Origin of the sequence: Proteus columbae, assembly GCF_002777965.1 — a bacterium.
Classification (GTDB): Bacteria; Pseudomonadota; Gammaproteobacteria; order Enterobacterales; family Enterobacteriaceae; genus Proteus; species Proteus columbae.
The window spans coordinates 164,399-179,375 of record NZ_NGVR01000009.1 but is presented as its reverse complement, the minus strand read 5'-3'; the positions used below and the strand labels follow the sequence as shown (position 1 = coordinate 179,375).

Sequence of the window (14,977 nt, the reverse complement as noted above, 5' to 3'; positions counted from 1 at the left end):
GCGTATCAACCACAATGCACTGGCTGTGTGGTTAGCAAAGTTTATGATGATACCGCTTACTTAATTTCAGCGCATCTCTTTATTATGGCTATTCTACGGCAAAAACTTATGATAACTGCTCAAACCTCTTTGTTATCACTTTCTTTCTTTGCTTTTGCACTCGCTCTGCGGTGGCGTAGGATCTCAATAACGCCCGGTAAAATAGAAATAACAATAATGGCAACAATTAGCAATTTTAAGTTCTTTTGAACTATATCTAAGTCACCAAAAAAGTATCCTGCATAAGTAAATAGCAGTACCCATACAACTGCCCCAGTAACATTATAAAAGGCAAAATGACGATATGACATTTTACCCATTCCTGCAACGAATGGAGCAAAAGTTCGGATAATCGGCACGAATCTTGCCAAAATTATTGCTTTACCACCATGCTTTTCATAAAAGGCATGGGTTTTATCTAAATATTCACGACGGAAAATCTTTGAATCAGGCTTGCTGAATAGTTTTTCACCAAAAAGTCGCCCAATAGAATAGTTAACAGCATCCCCTAAAATAGCGGCACAAAGTAGCAGTAAAACAATAATATGGACATTCACATCATTGGTTTCTAGTGAAGCTAAAGCGCCAGCAACAAATAATAAGGAGTCTCCGGGTAAGAAAGGCGTTACCACCAACCCTGTTTCACAAAAAACAATAAGAAACAAGATGGCATAGACCCACGTACCATATTGTGCGACGAGTTCTGCTAAATGCGCATCAATATGTAAAATAAAATCAATTAGAAGTTTAATTAAATCAACAAATTGCGTTAATATTTCCATAAATCCTCAGAGAACTGGGTGTTTTTATGATTGAGATATCTCAATAGGGTTATCCGCTAAAAATAGTGGGCCCATTGCAGGTTTTGGTAATTCAAAATGCTCAGGATAATCCACAGACACCAAATACAGCCCATTAGCTTTTGCTGTTGCCGCCGCTTTAGTTCTGTCCTTTAAGGCTAATAATTCAGCCATCCATGTAATATCCTGATTGCCACACCCTATTTCTAAAAGGCTGCCAACAATATTTCTCACCATATGATGAACAAACGCATTCGCTTTAATATCCACAACAACATAGTCACCATATCGAGAAACATTGACATGCATAACGTTGCGCCATGGCGTTCGCGACTGACATTGGACAGCCCTAAAAGAGGTAAAATCATTTTCACCTAGTAAACATTGCGCTGCTTGATGCATACGTTCAGCGTCTAAAGGATAATGAAAATGTGTCACGCCCGATGACAAGATAGCAGGACGATAGCGATGATTAAAAATCACATAGCGATAACGTCTTGCTGTTGCACTAAAGCGAGCATGAAAATCATCAGAAACGGTTTTTACCCAACGAACAGCGATATCCGCAGGTAAATGAGTATTAACACCCATTGTCCATGCGGGATCTTTACGGTGCGCCGTCGTTTCAAAATGGACAACTTGCCCCGTTGCATGTACGCCAGCGTCAGTTCTCCCCGCACAAAACACAGATATAGGCTCATTAGCTACCTGTGAAAGCGCTTTTTCTAGCCGTTCTTGTACACTGCGCACTTCATTTTGGCGTTGCCAGCCATAATAGCGACTACCATCATATTCAACGCCTAAAGCAATTTTGATTGTTGTGCTTTCAGACGTAACCGCTGACTCAGTCAAGGGCTGTTCTGTCACTTCAGCACTCACTTGCGCATTCATTAGTAAAACTGCTCCTGCATTAATTGCTCTGCTACTTCAACAGCCATTAATGCCCCGCCAAAGCGCACGTTATCTGCCACTGACCAAAATTGTAAGGCTTCTGGCATACCATAATCATTACGGAAACAACCTAAATTTAAGCTCACATTACCTGAAGCATCAGTCACTTGTGTTGGAAAATCATTTTCATCACTGATACTCAGATCTTCATTTTCTTGTAATGTCTCGCGCGCTTCATCACTCCCCATTGGACGAGATGTTTCTAATTGTACGGATTGTGCATTACCATAGAAAACGGGTGCTTGTAATGTGGTGACAGAAATAGGCAAACCTTCGTCTTGCAAAATTTTACGAATTTGGTCAACCATGCGACGTTCTTCTTGTATAGAACCTTCGTCATCAACCATTAAAGGTAAGATGTTAAATGCTAATTGCTTATTAAAACGACCTAATTCAGGAGGAATACCGTTAAGTAAACGGGCACTTTGCCCTGCCAGTTCATCTACGGCTTGTTTTCCAAAACGAGAAACAGACATTAAGTTTGTCACGCTAAGGCGCGTTAAACCCGCAGATTCTGTTAATGGATTAATGGCGCGTAATAATTGGCTCACCATGCTATCAGCAATTGAAACAATATTACGAGTACGGTATTCGGCTAGCATTGCACTGTTCACGCCAGGAACAACCAACGGTACATCCCAATCCATTGCAAAAATGCCACTACAATCAATAACAATACAGCCAGCATCAGCCGCTTGTTGTGCATATTGCGCACTGATTTCTGTTGGTGCGGCAAAGAAAGCTAATTGAATATCAGCCCACTCGATATTGTGAATACCTTGAACCGCAACACTTTTACTATTTACACGCACTGATTTCCCAATGCTATCTTCACTTGCGATTGCAGTTAATTCACCAATGGGAAATTCACGCTCTTGTAGCAGTTCTAAAATTGCTTCACCAACAGCGCCTGTTGCACCAACAACTGCAATATTCCAACCTTCTCCCATAAGATATCCTCCAATACCATAAAATTTTTAAAATAATATTTTGCTTTATTTGTGTGTAGCACTTTTATATGTAGCACTAAAGCCAATTGTATTTAATGTATCAACCGTAGTTTGATTGTCACAAATGACGTGTAGTGAAGACCACTCACGACGTACAGGATAAAATTTGCGTAATTTATCAAACTCCCCTTTTATTCCTGCCACTTTTCGTAATGGAGCATCATCACGACGCACATCATAAACAAGATGAATAAGTTGTTTTAAAAGTGTTTGTGTTAACTCACCTTGTACTGAAATGGTGGAAATAGTAGGTGCAGGCAACAAAGTTGATAATTCAACTTTTTGAGGCTGTCCAATAAAATCACAATAAGCTTCAAAAACTTGAGTTGTACCACGCGCCTTACCTTCTAAGGTATAACCCGCAATATGTGGTGTTGCGATATCAACTTTATTTAATAACTCAATAGAGAGATCTGGCTCTGGCTCCCAAACATCCAATACAACGCGTAAGGATTTACCTTTCTCAAGTACAGATAATAATGCTTGATTATCAACAACCTCGCCACGGCTCGCATTAATTAAAATGCGACCTTCAGGTAATTTTTCGAGGTTACTCTCATTAATTAAATGATAACTTTTGTATGAGCCTGATTTATTGAGAGGTGTATGGAAAGTTAGAATATCTGCTTTTTCTAACAATGTTTCCAGTGGATGAAACTCTTCATCATCACCATTATCCGCTCTTGGTGGATCGCAAAGTAAAACATTTACACCTAATGCGCGAAGGCGTGTAGCTAATCGACCGCCTACATTTCCCACACCAACAATACCGACAACTTTATCGGTTAATTGAAAGCTATCTTGCTCTGCTAACATCATCAGTGCAGAAAATACATATTCAACAACCGCGATAGCATTACAACCTGGGGCTGATGAAAAACCAATTTGTTGCTGTTTTAACCATGCAATATCTACATGATCGAAACCCGCAGTCGCAGTTCCAACAAATTTTACTGGCTTGCCTGATAATAAGGATTCATTGACTTTAGTAATTGATCTCACCATTAAGGCATCAGAATCATTAAGCTCATCAGTAGGTAATGGGCGACCAGAAACAGCTTTTACCTCACCTAATTGGCGGAAAAGTTGTTCCGCATAAGGCATATTTTCATCAACCAGAATTTTCACGGTGTTATCTCACTGATTTGGTATTTATGTGTGTAAACAATCAATCGAAAAACAAAATTAAGCGGTCTATTTTGCCACTTATTCACAGTAAAGCCTATTATTGACAGTAAAATCCGCCTAGATTTTAAGTAAATATATGAAAAGAAGGCTTAACAATTGGGTAATCGACGAAAACGTTCCGGTGTTGTGCCCGCATATTGTTGAAACATCGCAATAAATGAAGATGAAGAGCTATATCCCACATCAAATGCAATTTCATTCACGCTTTTCCCTTGTTCTAATAAAGAAATTGCATGTAAAAAGCGTAGGCGCTTACGCCATTCACTAAATGACATGCCTAATTCTTGTTGGCAACGACGAGAAAGTGTTCTTTCTGAGGTATAACGTTTTTTGGCCCATTCTTCTAACGAGGTATTATCCGCTGGATCCTGCTCTAATATAGAAAGTATGGGAGCAAGTAATTTATCTTTAGAAGACGGTAAATAAGTATGATGTATTGGCGAAGCTTTAAGTTGATCAATCAGTACTTGAGCTAAGCGAAAATCTTCTTCTGTTTGCGGTTTACACACACCACGATGAAAAAAGTCGGAAAATATGGTTGAAAAAATAGCACTTAATTGAATCAAACAAGGTTTATCTAATAATCCTTCACACCAACTTGGTGAGATGTCTAGCACCTTAAAAGAGAGTGTTTTTTTATTGTAACTAGCATGCCCTACATTTTTGGGTATCCATACACTAAATTCTGGTGGCGCTAGAAACCGCTGTCCTCCCGCTTCTAAATCCATGACACCAGAAATCACATAAAGTAACTGACCAAAATCATGTTGATGATAAACAAACTCTGTTTCAGCTAATAGTTGCTCATCACGAAATCGAACCGTATCTGGATCAGACAATAACCATTGCATTTTTTGTTGTTCAATTGTCATCTTTATGTTGTTCTCTTGTCATGTTGTCTTTATTGGCCTATCTGTTGTCTGGTTTTCATTATATATATCTAATCAGACAGACTTACAATAGCGACCTGGTTTAAAAATAGATGTGAGAACAATGAAAAACGCAATTTTTCCGCTTTTAGCGGTGTTAATCTGGTCCATTAATGCAGTCGTCAATAAAGCAGCTGCGTCTGTTATCGATCCTGCTGCAATCTCTTTTTATCGTTGGTTCCTCGCCTTTTTAATTATGACACCATTTTTGATCATGCCAGTTTGGCATCATCGTAAAACCGTTAAACAATATTGGTGGAAATTATTTATTCTTGGTGCATTAGGGATGGTGATGTACCAAAGTTTAGCTTATTATGCGGCGCATTATGTTAGTGCAACATTTATGGGAATACTGAACTCTCTCATCCCATTATTAACCGTTATTATTAGTATTTTTGTTTTACGTGTTGTACCTACGGTGGGTATTGTTTTAGGCACAGTGCTTTCAATTAGTGGCTTAGTTTGGTTAATTAGCCGAGGCGAACCTTCTCAATTGCTTTCCCAAGGTTTGGGTTATGGTGAGCTGATGATGTTTATTGCTTCGGCGTCATACGCCCTTTACGGTGTATTAACAAAACGATGGTCTATTGCACTACCTAACTGGCAATCACTTTATGTGCAAATTGGATTTGGTGTTCTGTTATTATTGCCAAACTTCTTTCTTGCCGAAAGTGTTGCGTTAACAAAAGATAATATTGGATTAGTTATCTTCGCAGGTATCGGAGCTTCTATTCTTGCGCCTTATCTGTGGATTTTAGGTGTAATGAAACTAGGTGCAAATACGACCTCTATTTTTATGAACCTCATGCCATTATTTACTGCAATGATCGCTATCGCACTTCTTGGTGAAGAAATGCATAGTTATCACTTAGTCGGTGGGGGTATTGTGTTACTTGGTGTCCTCTTAGTGCAACAACTTAGAACACCACTGAATTTCCGACGTCAGTCTGCTCAGAAAAAAGTAGATTGTCATCAGGAGATGTGAGTCAATGTCAAAAAGACAACAATAAAAAATGCCGGCTAAATTCTTAGCCGGTCACATTCATAATGTTAGATTTAATAAATAAAACTGACACAAGAAATCAAAGTATAAAATATAAAGTAATACAAGTATCCGTGGCAAACATTACCAACTTTTATATTAAATAGCTCCTACTTATTTGTAATAAAATAACCCAGATCAATTTTTTTGCGCTCTTTTTGTCTTATTCAACTTTTCCGTTCGCCTAACCCTATATAAAACAAAATATTTAATGATTTTGGATAAAATTAAATTAAACGATTGAAATAAAATGAAGCTAATTTATTTTTCTCAATAGAAACAACATATTAACAAAATTTGTCTATTTTATTAGAATAATAAAATGAGCAACTATTAGGTAAGGTATTTTTAAACGTTATTTATATAATCTTTTTTTAATGATTTTTATTCGAAAGATGTCTTTATTAGAATAATAAATTATTTTTCATAATGAATTTCAAATAAAAAAGCAGACCCCATTAAAATGAAGTCTGCTTTTTTTAATAAGAAAATATAAGTATATCTAACTATTTTTTATATTTACTCATGACTAATGAAGCATTTGTACCACCAAAACCAAAACTATTTGACATTACAGTCTCCAGCTTCTGTTCTGTTGGTTGAGTAATGATGTTCATTCCCATTGCTTTATCGTCTAATTCTTCAATATTGATGCTTGGTGCAATAAATCCATGCTCTAACATCAGTAAGCTATAAATTGCTTCATGCACACCAGCAGCACCTAATGAGTGACCCGTCATTGCTTTTGTTGCTGAGATAGCTGGTGTATGCGAACCAAACACTTCCGTGATAGCTTCAAGCTCTTTTAGATCACCAACTGGCGTTGAAGTACCGTGTGTATTGATATAATCAACTTTATCAATACCTTGCATTGCCATTTGCATACAACGTACAGCACCTTCACCTGAAGGAGCAACCATGTCTGCACCATCAGATGTTGCACCATAACCTACGACTTCACCATAGATATGTGCGCCACGCGCTAATGCGTGTTCTAACTCTTCAACAACCACAATACCGCCACCGCCTGCGATAACAAAACCATCACGGTTTTTATCGTAAGTACGAGAAGCTTTGGTTGGGGTTTCGTTATATTTAGTTGAAAGTGCGCCCATTGCGTCAAATTCGCAGGTCATTTCCCAACTTAACTCTTCACCACCACCAGCAAATACAACATCTTGTTTGCCTAACTGGATAAGCTCAACGGCGTGGCCAATACAGTGTGCTGATGTTGAACAAGCAGAACTGATTGAATAGTTAACACCTTTAATTTTGAAAGGTGTTGCTAAACAAGCTGAAACGCCTGATGCCATTGCACGAGTTACCATATAAGGACCTACGCCACGTAGACCTTTAGCTCTCATGCCATCAGAACCTTGCACTTGGTTACGTGGAGAACCACCACCAGAGCCAACGACTAAGCCAGAACGAATATTAGAAACTTGGTCTTCTGTCAGACCTGAATCAGCTATCGCCTCTTGCATAGATAAATAGGCATAAACCGATGCATCGCTCATAAAACGGCGGATTTTACGGTCAATAAGACCTTCAGTATCAAGCTTAACGTTGCCCCAAATGTGGCTACGAAGCCCCATCTCTTTAAATTCTTCTGAGAAAGTTATCCCGGAACGACCTTCTTTTAAAGAATCCAGCACTTCTTTCTGGTTATTACCAATGCTCGAAACAATACCCAGACCCGTGATCACTGCGCGCTTCATTCATACCTCTTTACAATAATAGTTGTAGCTGCGGGATTTCTGAATAGCACTTTAGCGTACAGTTGTACGCCGAACAAGTCCGATCAGGATCTTTTTTACAAAAATACAGATAAGCTGATAATACACTTTCCCCTTTAAGTCTGGCACAAGCCACCTAACGGCGCTAAGATATTGGTTAATTTTTACGATAAATACAGGCAGTTCCGTGAATAATAGCCCGATAAATACTGCGTCCTTAAGTTGGAATGAACTTGGTACGCCTATCTCTGAACAATTTGGCGATATTTACTTTTCAAACCAAGATGGTCTAGAAGAAACTCGACATGTGTTCTTACATGGAAATCATTTTCCATCACGTTTTGGTACACATGTACGCTCTGAATGTGTTATCGCAGAAACAGGATTTGGTACTGGGCTTAATTTTTTAACACTGTGGCAAGCTTTCGAGCAATTTAAGCAAACATCCCCTGACTCTCGTTTAAAACGCCTTCATTATGTCAGTTTCGAAAAATTCCCTCTGACTAAAAGTGATTTACAATCTGCACATTGCCATTGGCCTGAACTCGAAAAATATTCACAAGCACTTTGTTCTCAATGGCCATTACCCATTGCAGGTTGCCACCGCATTATTCTTGCTGATGGTGCAATTACCCTTGATTTATGGTTTGGCGATATCAATACACTCCTGCCTCAAACTCGCCAAACACTACATAATAAAATTGATGCTTGGTTTCTTGATGGTTTTGCTCCGTCTAAAAATCCACAAATGTGGAGTGAAACCTTATTCCAAGCTATGGCTGATTCAATGCGTGAAAACGGCACATTTGCAACATTTACCGCAGCAGGTATTGTCAAACGAGGTTTGCAAAGTGTTGGTTTTGAGATAAATAAAATCAAAGGATTTGGTCAAAAAAGAGAGATGCTAACAGGTGTTTTTCCACGTACTCCATCCTCTGAGTCTCTCCCTTATTATGCAAGACCAAGTGCAACCAAAGCACAGAATATTGCAATTATAGGTGGCGGTATTGCCAGTGCATTTACGGCGCTTTCCTGCCTAAGAAGAGGTGCTAATGTCACCTTATATTGTGAAGATAAACAACCTGCAACTAATGCCTCAGGCAATCGACAAGGTGTGTTATATCCTTTACTCAATGGTAAATCCGATGAACTAGAACAATTTTTTACAACCGCATTTTTATTTGCTCATCGCACTTATGACAATCTGAGTAAAATAGGCATTCCTTTTTCACACCAATGGTCTGGCGTTGCACAGGTTATTTATAACGAGAAAGTGCGCAAAAAAGCACAGAGGGTTATAGATAATTCCATACCTTTTGCTCAAATAGCGTGTTATCTCAATAAAGATGAAGTCAATAAACGTAGCGGAATAGACATTAATTGCGATGCTTTGTTTTATCCACAAGCGGGCTGGCTTTCACCAACTGAGTTCACAATCAATACATTAAAATACGCTGAACAATTAGGGTTAACGTTACGATTTAATCATCAAGTTACTCAAATAAGTGCGCAAGAAGCATCTTGGTGCTTAGATATTGTTCATCACGATGGAGAGTGTACGACACAACTTCAATCACAACATGATTGCGTCATTTTGGCAAATGGGCATCGAATTATAGACTTTACCCAAAGTGCAAAATTACCCATTAGCGCAGTTAGAGGCCAAGTTAGCCATATTCCAACAACAAAGATATTATCAAAACTAAAAACCGTACTTTGTTATGATGGCTATTTTACGCCTGTTGATAACCAAGATAATTTGCATTGTGTGGGAGCAAGCTTTCGCCGCGATCGATTAGATTTAACTGTTTCGACTCAAGAGCAAGAAAATAACCAAGCACATCTTATACAATGTTTAGCAAAAGCCCCTTGGATTAAAGACGTTGATTTTAGCCGAAATGAAGCACGAGTAGGTATTCGTTGTACTATTCGAGATCATCTTCCACTATTAGGTGAAGTGCCTGACTTTGATCGATTAATTGTAGAATATAAGCACCTAGATAGATTTAAACGTAGAAGAAAGATCCCTTCATTAGCTCCCGCTTTTCATCAGCTCTATGTTTTTAGCGCATTAGGTTCACGAGGTTTATGTTCAGCACCTTTATCTGCTGAAATATTAGCAAGCCAAATTTTTGATGAACCTTTTCCCGTTGAAGATAATGTATTGAATGCCTTACACCCTAATCGTTTTTGGGTAAGAGCATTATTGCGAGGAAAGTCGATTGAAGTAAAATAAATGTCTAAGCAACCGACTTGGGTTGCTTGGCTCGCTTATTTTTGCTTTTTGTTTTACTCATTGAGAGATCCGACATCATCGCATGCAAAGAGAAGCTAAAGCTCAAACTTCATTGCACAGCGCATTTCTTTTACAAATCCCCCAATTTCAACTTCATCATCTAAGATTTCTTGCAAAGAATGAGGAATTTCACTTTCTGGTAAAATAGAAAAACCTAAACGTTGATAATACGGTGCATTCCAAGGTACATGACGAAAGGTTGTCAATGTAACAGCATCAAAGTGATATAGCTTGGCTTCATCTTTTACTTTTTGAATAAGTAATTTACCAATGCCCCTATTTTGCCAGTCTTGGCTCACTGAGAGTTCATGAATAAATAAGCTTTCTGGTAAAGGTTTCGTCATAATGAAACCAACTGGTTCATTATCACTATTAACCGCAACCCAGTGCCCTTGCTGGCGAATAAACTCTAAATGCTTTTCAACACTTTGTACGCCACTTTCACTTATCCAACTTAAATCTTCTAAGGTACTAAAGAGTTGTCCTGCCGATTGCTCAATAGCAGGTAGTTTAACAGCATCGTCGATTTGTGTTTGACGGAGCGTAATATCGTTATTTTTTATTTTGTTTTGTGTTGTTGTCATCTCTTTTTCCAGCTCGGCTGTTTTTATATTTTTATGTTTAATTTATTAAAAAGCCATCCCGTTGGATGGCTTATGCTAATGCTAAAATAATTTCTTATTTTTTAAATTATTAATCTTTAGGCAATATGCCGTAAGATTGGAACTTCTGAGTCTCTTTCATAAAGCGACCATAGTATTTATTATCTTCTACTGAGTCTTTAACTGCCCGATTCTCATACGCACGAGAAACAGCGAGTGTCGCCTTATAAAGTTTATCTTTTAATGTGTTATGGATCTTCGGATCTTCACTTTCTTGAATTTGATTTAATAATGAAACTAACTCTTCTGCTTCAGCTTGAATATCAGGATCAGTAAATTCTGCTGTTGGCAACATATAGTCTAAATCAAGATTAACAGAATCGTTATATTCATCTTCTTGAGTAAACGGAGCTAAATCTTTACTGTATTCCGCTGAAATATATTTAATAAATTCAGGTTTATCAAAGCATTTATTTTTTATGCTACCGTCATTATTTTTATTACGAGTGCGAATTTCATTAGGAAATGGCTCGCCTAAGGCATAAGTACACTGAAAAACATTACCATCAATTAATGTGGCATTAGTACTGCGCACTGGAAGTTCAAATTCATAGCCATTAATAATAACGGGGTAATCAACAGGTTTAAATTGATCTGTTTTTCCCTTTACTGCATAAACTTCAGAAAGAGTGTAATACATAAAATTATCAGGATTTAATATGCCACCATTATTATGATCATAAACCATAAATCGAGCATTATTACCGGCGCTGTCTTTTAAATTATGTTCACCAGGTGACAGCGTTATGTAACCATTTTTACCCGGCTCAACCTGATATTCTTTACCATCGACGCTAAAGCTAATGACTTTTTCACTTGGATTACTGTAATAAAACTTATTTTTTTTATTATCTAAATCAAATTGATCACAAGCAGATAAAAATAAAACAGCGCTAGTCAGTAGGCCTATTTTAAAGAAATTTTTCATCGTATCGTTATCCTTATCATAAATATTCTATGCAAATCATTTGCATCCCGAGAAACATTCCTAAAAAACATTTAAAAGTAATTTTACAGAAATGGCAAGGAGTTACAAAAGATAGCACTATTATGCTTAATCAATGAGAGATACATCGACTTTGAAAAATCAAATAAAAACAATTGATAAATAGTAAGGATCAATTTTTGTATAAAAACCAATCTAATTCAACAGCAAATATCTTAAATATGACTTAGAGGCTATAATTTTAATAAGATATTAAGAAAGAAAAAACAACCGATTTATGCCGGTTGTTCTCTTAATAGACATGCCGAATTAATTAATTGAGTTAACTAAATCATGCCATGTAGATAAAACTAACGCTTGATCTGGAGGTGAAAGCTCACCTGCTTTTATCGCCTTTTGAATGCTCTCTTCTACACGCGATCTTAACGCTTCTAACTGTGTGTTATTTTCTTGCTCAAGTTCAGCAATAGCCAGTGTAATATGGCCTTGTAAATACCCGCCTGCAAATAACTCATCGTCAGTGGCATGTTCAACACGGCTATCAATTTTATCTAATAAGTACGTTTCATACTCAGAAAGCATTATTTATCCTCAATATATAATGTTGCTACCTTTTATATTTATCCTGTATTAACAAAGCATAAATACGTGTGTTCTAGCAACCTTACTACTTCAGACTCCACCCTATTGGGTAAAACCTTCACAGTGGATAGGCGATAGTTATTCTCGCAATCCTTAATTAACTAAAGGATTTTCCTGATAAGGAAACATCTCTTCCGTTAGCTTTGGGGTATTGTAAAACAAATGTAACGCATTAATAAATAGCTGTGCGCGAGGTGGCGTATTTTTGTCTCGTAAATAAGTGAGTACTTGTTCTCTCACTTTATTTCTAAATTCATAGCGATCAGGTTCAAAGTTACCTTCTAAATTGTCACAACTGACATTGAAAGGATAACCAGCAGCTTGGCAGAATAACCAATCCAACGCTTGAGGTTTGATTTCTACAACTTCAAACTGTCCTTGAGTGGTTTCATCTCGTCCATCTGGGCAATACCAGTAACCATAATCAACTTGTTGGCGACGAGCCTCTCCGGCGATACACCAATGTGATATTTCATGTAATGCACTGGCATAAAAACCATGAGCAAAAACGATTTGGTGATAAGGTGTCTCTTCATTTGCAGGCAAATAAATCGGCTCATCATCCCCTTTAACTAAACGGGTTTGGAAACTTTCACTAAAACATTGATTAAAGATATCAATTAACTGTTGATAATGATGTGCTGACATTTAAAAACCATCTATTCCTAATTAAAAAGTGCAGAAAACCAAAGTGCAATAGTATCGCCATGATTGTCATGTATGAGTTTGATGCTCATCAAAAAGGAGATAATGACCAGCATAGGTCTTATTAATTTTTGCCCTTTTGTTAATACTAAACCTGCACCTAAGCGAGCACCAATAAACTGCCCACAAAGCATAACTAAACCAATAGTCCAAATAACCTGCCCACCAATAATAAAAAACAGTAAAGAGCCAAAGTTAGAAGTGAAGTTAAGTAACTTAGCATGAGCGGTTGCTTTTGAAAGATTATATCCAAGTAACATGACATAACCTAAAGCGAAAAAAGAGCCAGTTCCAGGTCCAAAAATACCATCATAAAAACCGACACCTCCCCCTAATATTGCACCAAAAGTATAGTAGCCAATACGTTGTTTACTATCTTGAGCACCTATTGATGGAGTAAGAAGAAAATAGAGACCGATGGCTATGGTAAGAATAGGAAGTGCTTGTTTAAGGATTTCTGGATTAATAAACTGCACCAACATGGCACCAGAAACTGCACCAATAAAAGTCATTAAAATTGCAAATCGTTGTGCTTTTAAATCAATAACTTTTCGACGTATAAAATAGAGCGTAGCCGAAAACGAGCCACCTACTGATTGCAGTTTATTCGTTGCGAGAGCCTGAACAGGCGGGATCCCCGCGGATAACAAAGCTGGAATAGTGATTAATCCACCACCACCAGCAATCGAATCAATAAAACCGGCGATTAAAGCAACAAAGAAGAGAAGAAGGTAGATGCCATCTGAAAAGAGCCAATCCATTTATCTATCCGAATTATTAGGAATGAAGGACGTGTTGCTGTGTTTATCTCATTTATTTTAAAAAAGCCACAGCAACACGATCTGAGCATAATAAAATTAGGCGCTCACACCTTTAAAGCTAACATCAAACTTACAACAGTTTATCGACCACATTATTGATGTAGAATGATTACCATTGCATTAACGGAGGTAGAACATCACCACATTGACCACGTTGGCGCAATGCATGATCGAGCAATACAATTGCCATCATTGCCTCTGCAATAGGAATAGCACGTATTCCCACACAAGGATCGTGACGACCTTTGGTTATCATATCGACTTCTTCACCATCACGATTAATTGTTTTACCTGCAATAGTAATGCTAGATGTTGGTTTTAAAGCGATATGAGCAACAATTGGCTGACCACTGCTAATTCCACCTAAAATGCCACCTGCATGGTTACTAGTAAAACCATTCTTAGTAATTTCATCTCTATTTTCAGTGCCTTTTAATGTTACAACACCGAAACCATCACCGATTTCAATTCCTTTAACAGCATTGATACTCATTAATGCGTGTGCTAAATCTGCATCTAGTCTATCAAAAACAGGCTCACCAAATCCTGCTGGCACACCTTCCGCAACCACAGTCACTTTTGCACCAATCGAGTTGCCTTCTTTTTTAAGCGCACGCATATATTCATCAAGCGCTTCTAGGCGAGAAGGATCTGGGCAGAAAAATGGATTGGTTTCAACGATAGACCAATCAACAAGCTCACAAGTAATTGGGCCTAGTTGAGAAAGATAGCCTTTTACTTCAATGCCCATTTTCTCTTTTAGGTATTTTTTTGCGATTGCACCGGCAGCAACACGCATTGCAGTTTCTCGAGCAGAAGAGCGCCCACCGCCACGATAATCTCGCAAACCATATTTTTGCTCGTAGGTATAATCAGCATGACCGGGGCGAAAAACATCTTTGATTTCACTGTAATCTTGAGAACGTTGATCGGTATTTTCAATCAGTAAACCAATGCTTGTTCCTGTTGTAACACCATTAAATACACCTGATAAAATGCGTACTTGATCAGGTTCACGGCGTTGAGTGGTATAACGTGATGTTCCGGGTCTACGTCTATCTAAATCAACTTGTAAGTCGGCTTCTGTTAAAGGCAATCCAGGAGGTACACCATCAACAATGCAACCTAATGCAATACCATGAGACTCACCAAAAGTCGTGACTCTGAATAATTGTCCGATACTGTTTCCTGCCATCCCTTTATTCCTATC

General features: G+C 37.9%; 14 protein-coding genes. 2 read left to right on the top strand and 12 right to left on the bottom strand.

The window, feature by feature from the left end:
- Nucleotides 1-119: 119 nt before the first annotated feature.
- The 5 genes from CBE70_RS04925 to CBE70_RS04905 all read right to left on the bottom strand — a co-directional run bounded on the left by CBE70_RS04925 (nucleotide 120) and on the right by CBE70_RS04905 (nucleotide 4,860).
- Nucleotides 120-821, bottom strand: coding sequence for a DedA family protein (locus CBE70_RS04925; protein WP_100158454.1), 702 nt, complete (start codon nucleotides 819-821; stop codon nucleotides 120-122).
- Between the two features lie 24 nt (nucleotides 822-845).
- Nucleotides 846-1,730 carry a tRNA pseudouridine(38-40) synthase TruA gene (truA, locus tag CBE70_RS04920; protein WP_232797362.1) on the bottom strand — a complete coding sequence of 295 codons (885 nt, stop codon included), beginning with the start codon at nucleotides 1,728-1,730 and terminating at the stop codon, nucleotides 846-848.
- On the bottom strand, nucleotides 1,730-2,740 hold the full coding sequence (locus CBE70_RS04915) for an aspartate-semialdehyde dehydrogenase (protein ID WP_100158453.1): 1,011 nt from the start codon (nucleotides 2,738-2,740) through the stop codon (nucleotides 1,730-1,732). Before CBE70_RS04915 ends, truA begins: the two co-directional genes overlap by 1 nt.
- Nucleotides 2,741-2,785: 45 nt before the next feature.
- Nucleotides 2,786-3,928: a 4-phosphoerythronate dehydrogenase PdxB gene (gene pdxB / locus CBE70_RS04910; protein ID WP_100158452.1), complete on the bottom strand. Its 1,143-nt coding sequence runs from the start codon at nucleotides 3,926-3,928 to the stop codon at nucleotides 2,786-2,788.
- A gap of 149 nt (nucleotides 3,929-4,077) precedes the next feature.
- Entirely contained in the window at nucleotides 4,078-4,860 is a 783-nt protein-coding gene (locus CBE70_RS04905) for an AraC family transcriptional regulator (RefSeq protein WP_100158451.1), read from the bottom strand.
- Nucleotides 4,861-4,981: 121 nt separating this feature from the next.
- On the opposite strand from CBE70_RS04905, the gene CBE70_RS04900 reads away from it, so the two are divergent.
- Nucleotides 4,982-5,902, top strand: coding sequence for a DMT family transporter (locus tag CBE70_RS04900; protein WP_100158450.1), 921 nt, complete (start codon nucleotides 4,982-4,984; stop codon nucleotides 5,900-5,902).
- A gap of 563 nt (nucleotides 5,903-6,465) precedes the next feature.
- Here CBE70_RS04900 and fabB read toward each other — a convergent pair.
- Nucleotides 6,466-7,677, bottom strand: coding sequence for a beta-ketoacyl-ACP synthase I (fabB, locus tag CBE70_RS04895; protein ID WP_088495099.1), 1,212 nt, complete (start codon nucleotides 7,675-7,677; stop codon nucleotides 6,466-6,468).
- A gap of 205 nt (nucleotides 7,678-7,882) precedes the next feature.
- On the opposite strand from fabB, the gene mnmC reads away from it, so the two are divergent.
- Nucleotides 7,883-9,931 (top strand): bifunctional tRNA (5-methylaminomethyl-2-thiouridine)(34)-methyltransferase MnmD/FAD-dependent 5-carboxymethylaminomethyl-2-thiouridine(34) oxidoreductase MnmC, encoded by a 2,049-nt coding sequence (gene mnmC, locus CBE70_RS04890; protein WP_100158449.1) that lies wholly within the window; start codon nucleotides 7,883-7,885, stop codon nucleotides 9,929-9,931.
- 95 nt (nucleotides 9,932-10,026) lie between these two features.
- Here mnmC and CBE70_RS04885 read toward each other — a convergent pair whose 3' ends face one another.
- The 6 genes from CBE70_RS04885 to aroC all read right to left on the bottom strand — a co-directional run bounded on the left by CBE70_RS04885 (nucleotide 10,027) and on the right by aroC (nucleotide 14,962).
- Nucleotides 10,027-10,575: a GNAT family N-acetyltransferase gene (locus CBE70_RS04885; protein WP_100158448.1), complete on the bottom strand. Its 549-nt coding sequence runs from the start codon at nucleotides 10,573-10,575 to the stop codon at nucleotides 10,027-10,029.
- A gap of 109 nt (nucleotides 10,576-10,684) precedes the next feature.
- Nucleotides 10,685-11,581 carry a hypothetical protein gene (locus CBE70_RS04880; protein ID WP_100158447.1) on the bottom strand — a complete coding sequence of 299 codons (897 nt, stop codon included), beginning with the start codon at nucleotides 11,579-11,581 and terminating at the stop codon, nucleotides 10,685-10,687.
- 327 nt (nucleotides 11,582-11,908) lie between these two features.
- Nucleotides 11,909-12,181 carry a YfcL family protein gene (locus CBE70_RS04875; protein ID WP_100158446.1) on the bottom strand — a complete coding sequence of 91 codons (273 nt, stop codon included), beginning with the start codon at nucleotides 12,179-12,181 and terminating at the stop codon, nucleotides 11,909-11,911.
- Between the two features lie 153 nt (nucleotides 12,182-12,334).
- On the bottom strand, nucleotides 12,335-12,889 hold the full coding sequence (locus tag CBE70_RS04870; protein WP_100158445.1) for an elongation factor P hydroxylase: 555 nt from the start codon (nucleotides 12,887-12,889) through the stop codon (nucleotides 12,335-12,337).
- A 17-nt stretch (nucleotides 12,890-12,906) separates the two neighbouring features.
- Nucleotides 12,907-13,707 (bottom strand): sulfite exporter TauE/SafE family protein, encoded by an 801-nt coding sequence (locus tag CBE70_RS04865; RefSeq protein WP_088495094.1) that lies wholly within the window; start codon nucleotides 13,705-13,707, stop codon nucleotides 12,907-12,909.
- A gap of 169 nt (nucleotides 13,708-13,876) precedes the next feature.
- Nucleotides 13,877-14,962: a chorismate synthase gene (gene aroC, locus CBE70_RS04860; protein WP_100158444.1), complete on the bottom strand. Its 1,086-nt coding sequence runs from the start codon at nucleotides 14,960-14,962 to the stop codon at nucleotides 13,877-13,879.
- Nucleotides 14,963-14,977 lie beyond the last annotated feature (15 nt).

What these genes read in the sequence shown, in the direction of transcription:
- CBE70_RS04925 (WP_100158454.1), bottom strand. Translation starts at nt 821, where the DNA reads ATGGAAATATTAACGCAATTTGTTGATTTAATTAAACTTCTAATTGAT.
- truA (WP_232797362.1), bottom strand. Translation starts at nt 1,730, where the DNA reads ATGAATGCGCAAGTGAGTGCTGAAGTGACAGAACAGCCCTTGACTGAG.
- CBE70_RS04915 (WP_100158453.1), bottom strand. Translation starts at nt 2,740, where the DNA reads ATGGGAGAAGGTTGGAATATTGCAGTTGTTGGTGCAACAGGCGCTGTT.
- CBE70_RS04905 (WP_100158451.1), bottom strand. Translation starts at nt 4,860, where the DNA reads ATGACAATTGAACAACAAAAAATGCAATGGTTATTGTCTGATCCAGAT.
- CBE70_RS04900 (WP_100158450.1), top strand. Translation starts at nt 4,982, where the DNA reads ATGAAAAACGCAATTTTTCCGCTTTTAGCGGTGTTAATCTGGTCCATT.
- fabB (WP_088495099.1), bottom strand. Translation starts at nt 7,677, where the DNA reads ATGAAGCGCGCAGTGATCACGGGTCTGGGTATTGTTTCGAGCATTGGT.
- CBE70_RS04885 (WP_100158448.1), bottom strand. Translation starts at nt 10,575, where the DNA reads ATGACAACAACACAAAACAAAATAAAAAATAACGATATTACGCTCCGT.
- CBE70_RS04880 (WP_100158447.1), bottom strand. Translation starts at nt 11,581, where the DNA reads ATGAAAAATTTCTTTAAAATAGGCCTACTGACTAGCGCTGTTTTATTT.
- CBE70_RS04875 (WP_100158446.1), bottom strand. Translation starts at nt 12,181, where the DNA reads ATGCTTTCTGAGTATGAAACGTACTTATTAGATAAAATTGATAGCCGT.
- CBE70_RS04870 (WP_100158445.1), bottom strand. Translation starts at nt 12,889, where the DNA reads ATGTCAGCACATCATTATCAACAGTTAATTGATATCTTTAATCAATGT.
- CBE70_RS04865 (WP_088495094.1), bottom strand. Translation starts at nt 13,707, where the DNA reads ATGGATTGGCTCTTTTCAGATGGCATCTACCTTCTTCTCTTCTTTGTT.
- aroC (WP_100158444.1), bottom strand. Translation starts at nt 14,962, where the DNA reads ATGGCAGGAAACAGTATCGGACAATTATTCAGAGTCACGACTTTTGGT.